We start from the raw sequence: 14530 nt of genomic DNA, 5'->3' as shown, positions 1-14530 counted from the left end.
GGATCAGCTAAATCTGCGAGAGAAAGAATAAGTTTTATAAATTCAATACAAAATTATTCAATAATTTTTCTTCGTATTTCTCTTTATTAAAAGTGTATAAATAAGAGCCTTTTCGAGAAGACTGCATGTCTTTTTCGTCCAGTTTATTTAAGATTTCTAAAGAATTAATTTTACTGATGAAATTTCTTTTATCCAATTCTTTGCTCAAAATAGCTTCGTATAATTCTAAAAGCTGACGCATCGTAAATTTTTCCGGAAGCAGTTCAAAACCAATTGGTTTAATAGAAGTTTTGTATCGAAGTCTCTTAATTGCATTGTCAACCATTTCGTTATGGTCAAAAATTAAGTTTGGTGCATCGTTGATAGGAAACCATTCTGCATGGTAATTCTGAATCAGTTCGGCATTGTGGTTTTCGATATTAATTAAAGCAAAATACGAAACCGAAATGGTTCTTTCTACTGGGTCACGATCAATTTCGCTGTAAGCATACAATTGCTCCATATAAATATCGTTTAGACCTGTGTAGGTATTTAATATTCTGGTGGCCGCAGTATCTAAAACTTCATCACGTTTTAAAAAACCTCCAATCAAAGACCATTTTCCTTTCTCAGGTTCAAAATCCCTTTGAATCAAAAGTATTTTCAGACCTTCATGATCAAATCCAAAAATGATGCAGTCCACTGCCAGTAAAACTTTATCAGCAGAGCTATAGTTGTTTAACATATATAATTAATTTGGATTGTAAATATATAAACTTCCTAAAAGGTTTCATAATTTGTTAATGTAGTTTTTACACTTATGTTAAAACTGTAACAATAATGTTTGTTTTTTAAGGGTGATTTTTTCTTTGATGTACCTCAAAATCACGAGTCAAAGGTAGAAACATTTTTAAAAGAGAATTAAACTGAGGACTATTATTTCGCTTTTTTGAAATCTAAAATTTGAAGAGATTGTTACAAAACGTTAAAAAAATAGGCTTTTTGTAGATTTTTAAAAATGATAAATTTTTCGTAAATCTTTAGCGAGCCCTTTGTTTCTGCCAGTTTTATAGGCTAAATTATGGAATTTGTTTTTTGCAACCAGTTGTTCTGAGATTTTTATTTTTTTAAGTGACTTTTTTTTATTTAAATTTACAAATGTCAAACAGACACTTATTAAACTAAAAAAACCAAAATCCTTTAAAAATATGAAACCACCGTATTTTTTTAGGTTCTCAAAAACCAAAAACTATGAAAAAACCATTTCTCATATTGTTTGCTGCATGCTGTTTTCAAACAATATTGGCACAGAAAGAATCCGTAACAATTGCCATAAAAAATGATGCTTCGGCTCCAACCATAAACAGAAATATTTACGGGCATTTTGCAGAACATTTAGGACACTGTATTTATGGAGGTTTTTTTGTTGGGGATACTTCAAAAATTCCAAACACACAAGGAGTTCGAAACGATATTATAAAAGCCTTAAAAGATTTAAAAATTCCAAATTTAAGATGGCCAGGTGGCTGTTTTGCGGATACCTATCATTGGAAAGATGGAATTGGTCCAAAAGAACAACGACCTACAATTGTAAACCAATGGTGGGGAGGTGTTACAGAAGATAATAGTTTCGGGACACATGATTTTTTAAATATGTGTGAATTATTAGGAGCAGAGCCTTATTTATCTGGAAATGTTGGAAGCGGAACAGTGCAGGAATTAGCAGATTGGGTTCAGTACACCAATTTCGCTGGAAAAAGTCCGATGAGTGATCTTCGCAGAAAAAATGGAAGAACAGAGCCCTGGAAAGTAAAATATTGGGGAATTGGAAATGAAGCCTGGGGATGCGGAGGAAACATGACGGCAGAGTATTATGCCAATGAATACCGAAAATTTGCGACTTTCATGTCAGATTGGAGTAATACTGGAGGAATTACAAGAATTGCGTCAGGATCTAATAGTGCAGATTATAACTGGACAGAAGTTTTAATGAAAAATATTCCAAGAAATATGTTGGGCGGATTAGGCGTTCATCATTATGCTGTAATCAATTGGGACAAAAAAGGTTCTGATGTTGATTTTAGCGAAAAGCAATATTTCGAGACCATGAAATCTGCTTTAAAAATGGAAGAATTGGTAACCAAGCACGCGGCTATTATGGATAAATATGATCCTGAGAAAAAAGTAGCCATGATAGTTGACGAATGGGGAGGTTGGTATGAAGTGCAAAAAGGTACAAATCCGGGGTTTTTATATCAACAGAATACAATGAGAGATGCTGTTTTAGCTGGAGCGACATTGAATATTTTCAATAATCACGCAGATCGTGTTCGCATGGCTAATTTAGCGCAGTGTGTTAATGTACTTCAAGCGGTAATCTTAACAGACAAAGCCAAAATGATCACAACACCAACCTATCATGTAATGAAAATGTATAGCGTGCACCAAGATGCTAAATTACTACCGGTCGATTTTAAATCGCCTCTCTATACTTACGATGGACAAAGTATTCCAGCAGTTTCGGCTTCTGTATCAAAAGATCAAAACGGTGCGATTCATATTTCATTGGTAAACGTTGATGCAGTAAATAAGAACAAAATCGAAATTGATGTAAAAGATCTTGGCGTAAAAAACTTTACTGGAAGCATTATTACAGCTTCAAAATTACAGGATTATAACTCTTTCGAAAATCCGAATAAAATTGTTCCTGTTGCTTTTAAAGGTTTTGAGAACAAAAAAGGAAAACTTGAAATAATATTGCCACCTTACTCTGTTTTGGTTTTGGAAGGAAAATAATTCAAAATGATGAAAAAATATAAATTTTACTTAGTAGGTACTTTTTTGTTGACTTTGATTTTGGTTTCCTGTAAAGAAACCAAAAATAAAGAAGTATTGTCCAATGATAAAACTTCTGCTCTAAAAGCAGGATATGAAATCGAACCTGTAAACATTCAAAATGTAAAACTGACCGATTCTTTTTGGTTGCCAATTATAAAAAGAGTACAAGAAGTTACCATCGATTACGCTATTAAAAAATGTGATGAAGAAGGCCGTTTCGAGAACTTTTTAATTGCAGGAAAACAAAAGACAGGAACAACAAGAGGAGATATGCCTTTTGATGATACCGATGTTTATAAGATTATTGAAGGAGCATCGAATACTTTAATCAGTGCACCAAATCCGAAATTGGAAAGAGTTTTGGATTCGATGATTGCAATTGTAAAAATCGGTCAGGAACCAGACGGATATATTACGACTTGGAGAACTATAAATCCAGCAAAACCGCCAGCAACCTGGGTTCCGGTTATTGAAGGAAAACGTTGGGAATCTTTGCAAATTAGTCATGAATTATACAATCCTGGACATTTAATTGAAGCTGCAGTTGTGCACTACGAAGCGACAGGAAAAACTAATTTTCTTGAAATTGCTATAAAAGCGGCTGATATGCTGGTTCGAACTTTTGGAGATAATCCAGGACAGGTAAAAGGTGTCCCAGGGCATCAGATTGTAGAAACCGGATTGTTGAAATTGTATCAAATTACAGGGAAAAAAGAGTATTTGAATCTGGCGAAATACTATTTAGACAATCGAGGAAATCCAAAAAATCATAAATTGTATGGAGAATATGCACAGGATCATACCCCGATTTTGGAACAAAAAGAAGCTGTTGGTCATGCCGTAAGAGCGGTTTACATGTATGCAGGAATGACAGATATTGCGGCTTTAATGAAAGACAAAGGTTATGAAAACGCCGTAAACAATCTGTGGGAAAACATGGTCAACAAAAAAATGTACATCACAGGCGGAATCGGATCAAGACACGACGGAGAAGCATTTGGAGTAAATTATGAACTACCAAATCTAACGGCTTATAATGAAACTTGTGCAGCAATTGGTGATGTGTATTGGAATCATAGATTGCATAATTTGTACGGAACTTCAAAATATTTTGATGTTATCGAAAGAACCATGTACAACGGATTAATTTCAGGTATTTCGCTTGACGGAAAACAATTTTTCTACCCAAATGCCTTAGAAGCAGATGGTGTTTACAAATCAAATCGCGGTTCTTGTACACGTCAAGGATGGTTTGATTGTTCTTGCTGTCCGACGAATTTGATTCGTTTTATCCCTTCAATTCCAGGACTGATTTATTCCAAAACAAATGATGTTTTGTATGTGAATTTATATGCTTCTAACAATGCTTCTTTTCAATTAGGAAAAGCAGATTTACAGATTTCACAACAAACTTCATATCCATGGAATGGGAAAATTGCCATTTCGGTTAATCCAAAGAAGGAAAGTAAATTCACGATTAAACTTCGTGTTCCGGGTTGGGCTAGAAACGAGGTTTTACCAGGTGATTTGTACAGTTATAAAAAAGCTTCAGATCAAAAAGCAACAATCAACTTAAATGGAGAAATTCTAGCAATTCAGCCAGAAAATGGATATTTCACTATTACAAGAAACTGGAAAAAAGGAGATAAAATCAATTTGAATCTTCCAATGGAAGTTCAGGAAGTGGTAACAAATCCAAAAGTGGTAACCAATGCAAACAAAGTTTCTTTAGAATATGGACCATTAGTTTATGCGGTTGAAGAAATGGATAACAAAACCAATTTCGATAAAATTGATGTGACATCTTCAGATACTTTCAAAGTAAAAAAAGAAGCGAATTTATTGCAGGGAGTAAATGTGATTGAAAATTCAAAATTGAAAGCAATTCCATATTATTCTTGGTCAAATCGCGGAGTTGGAAAAATGAAAGTCTGGCTGGATTATAAAGGGAATTAGAATTTCGAAACAATATTAAACAGAAAAAAAACAAGAAATACACGATGATTTTGCAGCTTGTTTTATGACAATTTGCTAATTAAGTTGAAATAATCGCAGTGTTGTAAATGTATTATTAACATTTATTTTTTGTTTGAAGGCTAAAATGCTGTTTTAATGCATTTATAGCAAAAATTAATTATGCAATTTCAATTAAGTGTTTTTTGTACACTTATAAAATATTTATCTCTATATTTGTCAATATTTAAAATAAAATACGAATGAAAAATTATGTAATAGGATTGGACTACGGAACAGATTCTGTTCGTGCGGTGCTTATTGACACAGAAAATGGGCAGGAGCTGGCATCGAATGTTTCTCATTACAAAAGATGGAAAAACAAGCAATATTGTGACGCCTCTATAAACCAATTTCGCCAACATCCTTTGGATCATATCGAAGGATTGGAAACTACGATTCAAAATGTTGTAAAAGAAAGTAAAGTTGATCCTTCATTGGTTCGCGGAATTTGTATTGATACAACAGGATCTTCACCAGTTCCGGTTACAGCAGACGGAACGCCATTAGCATTGACAAAAGGTTTTGAAGAAAACCCAAATGCGATGATGGTTTTATGGAAAGATCATACTTCAATAAACGAAGCAAACGAAATCAACGAACTGGCAGTAAGCTGGGGCGGAGAAGACGTGACAAAATACGTTGGAGGAATTTATTCTTCTGAATGGTTTTGGGCAAAAATCCTTCACATTGCAAGACAAGACGAAGCAGTTAGAAATGCAGCACACACTTGGATGGAGCACTGCGATTTAATGACGTATTTATTGATCGAAGATAAAGACTTAAAAACATTCAAAAGAAGCCGTTGCGCAGCGGGTCACAAAGCCATGTGGCACGCAGACTGGAACGGATTACCGCCAGTTGAATTCTTAGAAAAATTACATCCGTATTTAGCGACTTTACGTGGCAATTTATATGATGAAACATACACTTCAGATTTAGTTGCTGGAAAACTAAGCCAAGAATGGGCAGATCGTTTAGGACTTTCTACAGAAACCGTTGTGGCTGTTGGAACTTTCGACGCGCATTCTGGTGCAGTTGGAGCTAAAATCGAAGAAAATACTTTAGTTCGTGTTATGGGAACTTCAACTTGTGATATTCTAGTTGGTTCTTATGAAGAAGTTGGAACAAAAACGGTTCGCGGTATCTGCGGTCAAGTTGATGGATCTGTAATTCCAGGATTTATTGGTCTAGAAGCAGGACAATCTGCTTTCGGTGATTTATTGGCTTGGTACAAAGAATTGCTAATGTGGCCGACAGAACATTTATTAGCTTCTTCATCAACTTTAAATGATGCTCAAAAAGAACAATTAAGAGAAGAATTCAGCGATAAATTAATTGTTGAATTAACGAAAGAAGCGGAGAAAATCCCAGTTTCAGAAAGTCTACCAATTGCTTTAGATTGGATCAACGGACGAAGAACTCCAGATGCAAATCAGGAAGTAAAAAGTGCGATTTCAAATTTATCTTTAGGAACAAAAGCACCTCATATTTTCAAAGCTTTGGTAAACGCAATCTGTTTTGGAGCGAAGAAAATTGTGGACCGTTTTGAAGAAGAAGGTGTAAAAATCGACAGCGTTATCGGAATCGGTGGTGTGGCTCGTAAATCGCCTTTCATTATGCAGACTTTGGCTAACGTTTTAAACAAGCCAATTAAAGTTGCAGCTTCAGATCAAACTCCTGCTTTAGGTGCAGCAATTTATGCAGCAGTTGCAGCTGGAATTTATCCAAACGTAATCGAAGCAAGTCAAAAAATCGGAAGTGATTTTGACGGAGAATATTTCCCTCAAACTGACAAAGTAGAAGCATATCACAAATTGCTTTTAGCTTACGAACAATTAAGTGCTTTTGCAGATCCAACTATTAAAATTTCTCAAAATGAGTTCTCTTTATAAAGATTTAAAACAAGAATGTTATGAAGCCAACATGCAGTTAAATGCATTGAATTTGGTGGTGTACACTTTCGGGAACGTAAGTGCCGTGGACAGAAAAAATGGTGTTTTTGCTATTAAACCAAGTGGTGTTCCTTACGAAGATTTAAAACCTGAAGATATCGTAATTGTCGATTTTGATAATAATGTTATCGAAGGAACCATGCGCCCGTCTTCAGACACCAAAACGCATGCTTATTTGTACAAAAACTGGCCGAATATTGGAGGAGTAGCGCATACACATGCAACATATTCTGTGGCTTGGGCACAATCACAGCAAGATATTCCAATTTTCGGAACAACACACGCCGATCACTTAACAGCTGATATTCCGTGTGCGCCCCCGATGGCAGATCATCTAATTGAAGGAAACTACGAGCATAATACTGGAATTCAGATTTTGGATTGCTTCAAAGAAAAAAATCTTTCTTATGAAGAAGTAGAAATGATTTTAATTGGAAATCACGGTCCGTTTGCATGGGGAAAAAATGCTGCGAAAGCGGTTTACAACAGTAAAGTTTTAGAAGTTGTGGCAGAAATGGCATACCTGACTTTACAAATCAACCCAAACGCACCAAGATTAAAAGATTCATTAATAAAAAAACATTACAACCGTAAACACGGAAAAGATTCGTACTACGGACAATAGTGATTTTAGAGTGTAGATTTTAGATTTTGGATTGAAATCTGAAACATTAAACCAAGAATAAAATAGTAAACATAACAATTTAAGATTTTCAGATTCTAATAACGTGAAACCTGAAACTTGAAACAAAAAATAACAAAATGATAGACATTTCTCAAAAAGAAGTATGGTTTGTAGTAGGAAGCCAAGAATTATACGGTGAAGAAACACTTAGAAAAGTAGCAGAACATTCTCAGATAATGGCAAAAGGATTAGATGCTTCATCTTCAATTCCAGTAAAAGTGGTTTATAAAGATGTGGTAAAATCTCCATCGCAAATTTTAGATGTTTGTTTGGCTGCGAATTCTGAGAAAAACTGTATCGGAATTATTGCTTGGATGCACACTTTCTCACCAGCAAAAATGTGGATTGGTGGCTTAAATATCCTTAAAAAACCATTATGCCACTTACATACTCAATACAACGCTGAAATTCCGTGGGGAAGCATCGATATGGATTTCATGAACTTAAACCAATCAGCTCATGGAGATCGTGAATTCGGTTTTATGATGTCTCGTTTACGTAAAAAACGTAAAGTTGTAGTTGGACATTGGGAAGACCAAAGAGTTCAAAAACAATTAGGAATTTGGTCAAGAGTTGTCTTAGGATGGGACGAACTTCAAAACTTAAAAGTAGCTCGTATTGGTGACAATATGCGTGAAGTTGCCGTTACAGAAGGAGACAAAGTTGAAGCTCAAATTCGTTTCGGAATGTCTGTAAACGGATACGATTCTTCAGACGTTACCAAACATATTGAGAAAGTAACAGACAAACAATTAGCTGATTTATTAGCAGTTTATGAGTCTTCTTATAACTTAACTGATTCTTTAAAAGAAGGCGGTGCTCAAAGAAGTTCATTAGTTGAAGCAGCAAAAATCGAATTAGGATTAAGGGCTTTCCTTGAAGAAGGAGGATTTGGCGCTTTTACAGATACATTTGAAAACCTTGGAGTTTGGAAACAATTACCAGGAATCGCAACACAAAGATTAATGGCCGATGGTTATGGTTTTGGTGGTGAAGGAGACTGGAAAACTGCTGCAATGGTAAGAGCTTTAAAAGTAATGTGTGTTGGTTTAGAAGGCGGAACTTCTTTCATGGAAGATTACACTTATCACTTTACACCACAAAAATCATATGTTTTAGGTTCTCACATGTTGGAAATCTGTCCATCAATCGCTGACGGAAAACCTTCTTGTGAAGTGCATCCATTAGGAATTGGAGGAAAAGAAGATCCAGCTCGTTTGGTGTTCAATTCTCCTGCAGGTGACGCAATCAACGTTTCTTTGGTGGATATGGGAACTCGTTTCCGTTTAATCGTGAACGAAGTGGAAGCAGTTAAACCAATGGCAGAATTACCAAAACTTCCGGTTGCGAGAGTTCTTTGGGATTGTAAACCAAATTTAGAAGTGGCTGCAACAGCTTGGATTTTAGCTGGAGGAGCACACCACACGGTTTACAGCCAATCGATCACAACAGAATATATGGAAGATTTCGCAGATATCGCAGGAATCGAATTATTGGTTATTGATGAAAAAACAACTGTAAGAGAGTTTAAAGATAAAATCAATGCGAACGAAGCTTACTTCCACTTATTCCAACACGGATTGTAATTAAAGGAGCAAAGGTTCAAAGGAACAAAGGTTCAAAGTTTTTTTATTACTTTTAACTTTCACGCAGATAAAACAGATTTGCTTTCGCAAAAGCGCAGATAAAAACGGATTTATATAATTAAAAAATCAGTGTAAATCCGCGTCTTCGCGAAAGCGAATCAGTTTTATCCGCGTCCAAATATTAGAAAATAACTTTTAACATCTAACATTTCACAAACCAAAAAAATATCATTTATGAATGCATTAAAACGTTGTGTTTTCGGAATCGGCCTTTTAAGTTTGGCTGCAGTTTCAGTTCAGTGTAAAGGCGATAAAAAAGCCGATACAGAAAAAGTTGCAACTGAAGGAAAAGATTTAGTTACAATCGACAAATCAGAATACGGAACTACTGCTAAAGGCGAAAAAGTAGAAAGCTATAAACTGAAAAACCAAAATGGGATGGAGGTTGACATCATCACTTTTGGTGGAAGAATTACAGATTTAAAAGTGCCTAATAAAGCAGGTGTTTCTGAAAATGTAGTAATCGGATTCAGTAATTTGGCGCAATACGAAAAAGAAAATCCATTTTTTGGAGCTTTAATCGGAAGATACGGAAACCGAATTGCAAAAGGTAAATTTTCGCTTGACGGAAAAGAATATCAATTGGCAATCAACAATGCACCAAATGCTTTGCATGGTGGGCCACAAGGATATTTCAATGTGGTTTGGAAAGCAGATGAGGTTAAATCTGGCGATACAGCTTCTTTAAAATTATCTTACTTAAGTAAAGATATGGAAGAAGGTTATCCAGGAAACCTAAAGGTTATTGTAACCTATACATTGACAAATGACAATCAGTTAGAAGTGCTTTACGAAGCAACGACAGACAAAAAAACGGTTGTTAACTTGACACAACATTCTTATTTCAACTTATCTGGAGATTTCACAAAAACAATCTTAGATCACGAATTGACTTTAAATGCAGATAAATTAGTTCCAGTAGATGCTACTTTGATTCCAACAGGAAAATTAGATGATGTTGCTGGCACTCCTTTCGATTTCAGAACTCCTAAATTAATTGGAAAAGATATCAATGCTAAAAACGAGCAGTTAGAAAGAGGAAAAGGTTACGATCACTGCTGGGTATTGAACAATCCTGAAAAAGGAAAAACAATCATTGCAAAAGTATACCACGCAGCAAGCGGAAGAGTTATGGAAATGACAACAGACGAACCTGGAATTCAGTTCTACTCTGGAAACTTCCTTGACGGAACTTTACCAATGCCAAACGGAGGAACTTTTGGACACAGAACGGCATTATGTCTGGAAACAGAACATTATCCAGATTCTCCAAACCAGAAAAATTTCCCAACAACGGTTTTAAACCCAGGAGAAAATTACAAAACGAAAACTACCTTTAAGTTTTCAGTAAAAAAATAATTTTTTAGAATTTGTTAATTAGTTTAGTTCTTTAAAAAACCTCGAAAGTGATATGCTTTCGAGGTTTTTTGTTTGAAAAAAGGAACAGTTATTTTTTTACATTTGATTAATTGTAAAGAACCAAAAGCTTTTTATATGAAAAATTATTATGTTTCAATTTTTCTACTTTTTACTTTGTTATCTTGTTCAAAAAAACAAGAGCTAAAACAATTCTCATTAGATCAAATTAACGACTTAAAGAGCTATAATAATTTAGATAGTTTACCAAAAGATTTGGATGAAGTTTACCGTCTAGATCTGTCAAAAAAGGGTTTCAAAAAATTGCCTGAAATTGTATTTGAGCTTTCAAATCTTCAAGAACTAAATGTTTCAGAAAATTCTTTGTCTGATTTAAATGGTATAAGCCAATTAAAAAAGTTACAAATTTTAAATATCGGAATGAATGATTTTAAAATATTTCCGAATGAGGTAACGACTCTTAAAAACTTAAAAGTACTAGATGTTTGGTGGAATGATATTAAAACATTTCCAGAATCATTTTACCAAAATAACGATGAAATTGAAGAACTTAATATGACAAGTATGTTTGAATTTGATTTTTCAGCTAATTTGTCAAAGATCCATAAGTTTAAAAATCTTAAGCAATTAAATCTAGGAAATAATCAAATTAAGAATTTGAATATTCAATTCGAAAAAATAATTAATCTTGAAACATTTGGATATATTAGACAAGATAAAATTGATGTTAAAAATATCATTTTAGCACTTTCTAAATGTAAAAAACTTAAAACAATTCATTTAAGTGTTAATCATATTAAAGAACTTCCTAATGAAATCTCATTACTTAATAATTTGGAAGAACTGAATTTGTATGAAAATGAGTTAACCAATCTTCCAGATATATTGCTTGAAATGAAAAAATTAAAATCGATTACTCTGGATGGCAATAAAATTGATAAAAGAATAATTTCAAAGTTTGAAGCTAAAATGCCGAATACAACTTTTATTTATTAAAGAAAATAGAACTTGAAAAATATCTAAATGAAACATCTATTCAAAGCAAAATTAAACTGGACTTCTAAACAAAATCAAGAAGAATCAGTAAAAAGATTCTACAGCAAAACTCATCAAATTCAAATTGAAGGAAAACCAGTTTTAGATATTTCAGCAGCAAAAGCCTTTAAGGGTGATCCAGCATTATGTAATCCAGAAGATTTATTGTTGAGCAGTTTGGTATCGTGTCACATGATGTCTTATTTATATGTCTGCTCTCAAAACGGAATAGAGGTTATTAATTATTTAGATAATGCAGAAGCGACCTTAGAAGTAAATCCAGATGGAAGCGGACGATTTACGGAAGTTCGATTAAATCCAAAAGTTACAATTGTAAATCCAGATAAGGTTGAGTTAGCTTTAGAACTACATCAAAAAGCAAATCAGTTATGTTTTATTGCCAATTCGTGCAATTTCCCAGTTTTGCATAATGCGAGTTGTGAGGTTTTAAAAATATAAAAGGTTATGGTTTTCCGTAATATTTTAAGGTAAATGTTAAAGTTATTTGTGGATTAGAGATAGTCTCATAAAAATAATTTTGAACTTAAAAAATCAATTATGGAAACAATTGAAGCAATTAAGCCAGGGCCAAAACCTAACACACCAGATGGAACACCGGACGAAAGAAGACGTGTTACACCGGAAAATCAGCCGAAACATCCTAAATTAAAACCTCATATTCATAAACCAAAGGATTAGTTTTGAATGTAAAAAAAAAACCTCTTCTGTTTAAGAAGAGGTTTTTAAGTACCCGGAGCCGGAGTCGAACCGGCACGGTTTCCCACAGGTGTTTGAGACCAGCGCGTCTACCAATTCCGCCATCCGGGCTTAGCAGACGAAAAAACAATCAAAATTGATTATTTTAACGCAATAGAATGAAGTCATAAATGGCGTCATTCCTTTAACACGGTGCAAATGTAAAAAATAATTTTAAACCAACTACTAAAAATACTTAAATTTTTGCTTTCAGTGTCCAATAAATTTTATAAATTTGCACCTCGTTAAAACGAAGCACACACAACTAACTACATCCGAGGCATTTATGCGACTCAACTTTATCTGAAAAGATAAAGGCGTATTGTAAAAAAAATGTAACGGAATAAAACAACACATTATAATGTCGCACCTAGAACCAGAAGCTAAAATTTTTGCTTGTTCACAAAGTGTTTATCTTGCAGAAAAAATTGCAAAAGACTACGGAATTCCGTTAGGAAAAGTAACGATGTCAACGTATAGCGATGGAGAATTTCAGCCATCTTACGAAGAATCAATTAGAGGTTTACGAGTATTTATCGTATGTTCAACTTTTCCAAGTGCAGATAATCTGATGGAATTGTTGTTAATGATTGATGCGGCAAAACGTGCATCAGCAAGACATATTACAGCTGTTATGCCTTATTTTGGTTGGGCAAGACAGGATAGAAAAGACAAGCCAAGAGTTCCAATTGGAGCAAAGTTAGTAGCGAACCTATTAACTGCTGCAGGAGCAACAAGAATCATGACTATGGATTTGCATGCAGACCAAATTCAAGGATTCTTTGAAAAACCAGTAGATCATTTATTTGCATCTACCATCTTTTTACCATACGTAGAAAGTTTGAATTTAGAAAATTTGACAATTGCATCTCCAGATATGGGAGGTTCAAAAAGAGCATATGCTTACTCTAAGTTTTTAGAATCAGATGTAGTAATCTGTTACAAACAAAGAAAAGCAGCCAACGTTATCGACACTATGGAGCTTATTGGTGAAGTAAAAGGTCGTAACGTAATCTTAGTAGATGACATGATCGATACAGGAGGGACTTTAGCGAAAGCGGCAGACCTTATGATCGAAAAAGGAGCGCTAAGCGTAAGAGCAATTTGTACACACGCTATTTTATCAGGTGGTGCGTATGAGAAAATTGAAAACTCAAAACTAACAGAATTAATCGTAACAGATTCTATTCCGTTAAAAAGAGAATCAAAGAAAATAAAAGTGGTAAGCTGTGCGCCTTTATTTGCTGAGGTAATGCAGATGGTTCACCACAATAATTCCATCAGTGGAAAATTCATAATGTAGAAAGCAATACGCTTTAGGCTTTAAGCCGTAAGCCTTGTTTCTCATTTAAAAAAGCCTAAAACCTATGGTCTAAAGCTTTTAGCAAAATAGAATATTTATATTAATAACTATATTTTTTTTACAATGAAATCGATTACAATTAAAGGATCAGAAAGAGAAAGCGTGGGTAAAGTGTCAACTAAAGCCTTACGTAATGCTGGACAGGTACCTTGCGTTTTATACGGAGGAAACCAGGCAGTACACTTCTCAGCAGACGTTACTGCATTCAAAAACTTGGTTTACACTCCAAACGCTCACACAGTTGTGATCGAGCTTGGAAAAGGAAAATCATTCAATGCAATTTTGCAAGATATCCAAGTTCACCCAGTATCTGACAAAATTTTACACATTGACTTCTTCCAATTATTTGATGATAAAGAAATCACAATGGAAGTTCCTGTGAAAATCGTTGGTACATCTAAAGGTGTTCTTGCGGGAGGTGTTTTACGTTTGAACCAACGTAAATTAAAAGTTAAAGCTTTACCAGCAAATCTTCCTGATTTCGTTGAAGCTGACATCACTCCACTTGAAATGGGTAACAAATTATACGTTACTAAAGTTGGAAAACCAGAGTACAAAGTTATGCACCCAGACAACACAGTTGTTGCTCAGGTAAGAATCTCTCGTGCTGCTATGAAAGCTGCTCAAGAGGCTGCAAAAGCTGCAAAAGCTCCAGCAAAAGGAAAGAAAAAATAATTTTTTTTCAAACTATACAAAAAGCCTCAATCTTTCGATTGGGGCTTTTTTTTGAGGATCTAAGATGCTGAGGTACTAAGGTTCTAAGGTTTTGAAGTTCTTGGTGATTTTCTGAACGCAAAACCTTTGCGAACTTTGCGGTTAAATAGCAACCAGTGGGAAATTATCTAATTGACACATTTTCTAATTCCCCAATTAACCTTACTTT

12 protein-coding genes and 1 tRNA gene are annotated in these 14530 nt (G+C 34.4%); 11 read left to right on the top strand and 2 right to left on the bottom strand.

Annotated features, from left to right (window positions below; translation table 11 throughout):
- Nucleotides 1–34 precede the first annotated feature (34 nt).
- A complete protein-coding gene (locus NQQ59_RS17515) occupies nt 35–724 on the bottom strand; it encodes an NUDIX hydrolase (protein ID WP_144216214.1) in 690 nt (229 codons plus the stop codon).
- A gap of 506 nt (nt 725–1230) precedes the next feature.
- On the opposite strand from NQQ59_RS17515, the gene NQQ59_RS17510 reads away from it, so the two are divergent.
- From NQQ59_RS17510 to NQQ59_RS17470, 9 genes are all read left to right on the top strand, one after another.
- Nucleotides 1231–2775, top strand: a complete 1545-nt coding sequence (locus NQQ59_RS17510) for an alpha-N-arabinofuranosidase (RefSeq protein ID WP_144216212.1) — start codon at nt 1231–1233, stop codon at nt 2773–2775.
- Between the two features lie 6 nt (nt 2776–2781).
- Nucleotides 2782–4773 (top strand): glycoside hydrolase family 127 protein, encoded by a 1992-nt coding sequence (locus tag NQQ59_RS17505; RefSeq protein ID WP_222104884.1) that lies wholly within the window; start codon nt 2782–2784, stop codon nt 4771–4773.
- A 260-nt stretch (nt 4774–5033) separates the two neighbouring features.
- Nucleotides 5034–6725: a ribulokinase gene (locus NQQ59_RS17500; RefSeq protein WP_144216208.1), complete on the top strand. Its 1692-nt coding sequence runs from the start codon at nt 5034–5036 to the stop codon at nt 6723–6725.
- Nucleotides 6709–7410 carry an L-ribulose-5-phosphate 4-epimerase gene (locus NQQ59_RS17495; RefSeq protein ID WP_144216206.1) on the top strand — a complete coding sequence of 234 codons (702 nt, stop codon included), beginning with the start codon at nt 6709–6711 and terminating at the stop codon, nt 7408–7410. The genes NQQ59_RS17500 and NQQ59_RS17495 overlap by 17 nt, the downstream gene beginning before the upstream one ends.
- A gap of 137 nt (nt 7411–7547) precedes the next feature.
- Nucleotides 7548–9056: an L-arabinose isomerase gene (araA, locus tag NQQ59_RS17490; protein WP_144216204.1), complete on the top strand. Its 1509-nt coding sequence runs from the start codon at nt 7548–7550 to the stop codon at nt 9054–9056.
- 234 nt (nt 9057–9290) lie between these two features.
- A complete protein-coding gene (locus tag NQQ59_RS17485; RefSeq protein ID WP_144216202.1) occupies nt 9291–10475 on the top strand; it encodes an aldose epimerase family protein in 1185 nt (394 codons plus the stop codon).
- 135 nt (nt 10476–10610) lie between these two features.
- Nucleotides 10611–11489: a leucine-rich repeat domain-containing protein gene (locus tag NQQ59_RS17480; protein ID WP_144216200.1), complete on the top strand. Its 879-nt coding sequence runs from the start codon at nt 10611–10613 to the stop codon at nt 11487–11489.
- 27 nt (nt 11490–11516) lie between these two features.
- The gene (locus NQQ59_RS17475; protein ID WP_144216198.1) at nt 11517–11987 is read left to right on the top strand and encodes an OsmC family protein; all 471 of its coding nucleotides are present in this window, start codon (nt 11517–11519) and stop codon (nt 11985–11987) included.
- A 99-nt stretch (nt 11988–12086) separates the two neighbouring features.
- Nucleotides 12087–12227: a hypothetical protein gene (locus NQQ59_RS17470; protein ID WP_186296600.1), complete on the top strand. Its 141-nt coding sequence runs from the start codon at nt 12087–12089 to the stop codon at nt 12225–12227.
- A gap of 49 nt (nt 12228–12276) precedes the next feature.
- On the opposite strand, the gene NQQ59_RS17465 is transcribed toward NQQ59_RS17470, so the two are convergent.
- A tRNA-Leu gene (locus NQQ59_RS17465) sits at nt 12277–12356 on the bottom strand.
- Between the two features lie 289 nt (nt 12357–12645).
- On the opposite strand from NQQ59_RS17465, the gene NQQ59_RS17460 reads away from it, so the two are divergent.
- Both NQQ59_RS17460 and NQQ59_RS17455 read left to right on the top strand, forming a co-directional pair.
- Nucleotides 12646–13587, top strand: a complete 942-nt coding sequence (locus tag NQQ59_RS17460) for a ribose-phosphate pyrophosphokinase (RefSeq protein WP_008465976.1) — start codon at nt 12646–12648, stop codon at nt 13585–13587.
- Nucleotides 13588–13710: 123 nt separating this feature from the next.
- The gene (locus NQQ59_RS17455; RefSeq protein WP_144216196.1) at nt 13711–14322 is read left to right on the top strand and encodes a 50S ribosomal protein L25/general stress protein Ctc; all 612 of its coding nucleotides are present in this window, start codon (nt 13711–13713) and stop codon (nt 14320–14322) included.
- Nucleotides 14323–14530: the final 208 nt, after the last annotated feature.

Origin of the sequence: Flavobacterium panacis (genome assembly GCF_024649945.1) — a bacterium.
Taxonomy (GTDB): Bacteria; Bacteroidota; Bacteroidia; order Flavobacteriales; family Flavobacteriaceae; genus Flavobacterium; species Flavobacterium panacis.
Note: the sequence above shows the minus strand (reverse complement) of the source record. Positions and strands in the feature narration are given on the sequence as shown.

Bases quoted from the DNA above. Each gene is read 5' to 3' on its own strand.
- NQQ59_RS17515 (WP_144216214.1), bottom strand. From the start codon at position 724: ATGTTAAACAACTATAGCTCTGCTGATAAAGTTTTACTGGCAGTGGAC.
- NQQ59_RS17510 (WP_144216212.1), top strand. From the start codon at position 1,231: ATGAAAAAACCATTTCTCATATTGTTTGCTGCATGCTGTTTTCAAACA.
- NQQ59_RS17505 (WP_222104884.1), top strand. From the start codon at position 2,782: ATGATGAAAAAATATAAATTTTACTTAGTAGGTACTTTTTTGTTGACT.
- NQQ59_RS17500 (WP_144216208.1), top strand. From the start codon at position 5,034: ATGAAAAATTATGTAATAGGATTGGACTACGGAACAGATTCTGTTCGT.
- NQQ59_RS17495 (WP_144216206.1), top strand. From the start codon at position 6,709: ATGAGTTCTCTTTATAAAGATTTAAAACAAGAATGTTATGAAGCCAAC.
- araA (WP_144216204.1), top strand. From the start codon at position 7,548: ATGATAGACATTTCTCAAAAAGAAGTATGGTTTGTAGTAGGAAGCCAA.
- NQQ59_RS17485 (WP_144216202.1), top strand. From the start codon at position 9,291: ATGAATGCATTAAAACGTTGTGTTTTCGGAATCGGCCTTTTAAGTTTG.
- NQQ59_RS17480 (WP_144216200.1), top strand. From the start codon at position 10,611: ATGAAAAATTATTATGTTTCAATTTTTCTACTTTTTACTTTGTTATCT.
- NQQ59_RS17475 (WP_144216198.1), top strand. From the start codon at position 11,517: ATGAAACATCTATTCAAAGCAAAATTAAACTGGACTTCTAAACAAAAT.
- NQQ59_RS17470 (WP_186296600.1), top strand. From the start codon at position 12,087: ATGGAAACAATTGAAGCAATTAAGCCAGGGCCAAAACCTAACACACCA.
- NQQ59_RS17460 (WP_008465976.1), top strand. From the start codon at position 12,646: ATGTCGCACCTAGAACCAGAAGCTAAAATTTTTGCTTGTTCACAAAGT.
- NQQ59_RS17455 (WP_144216196.1), top strand. From the start codon at position 13,711: ATGAAATCGATTACAATTAAAGGATCAGAAAGAGAAAGCGTGGGTAAA.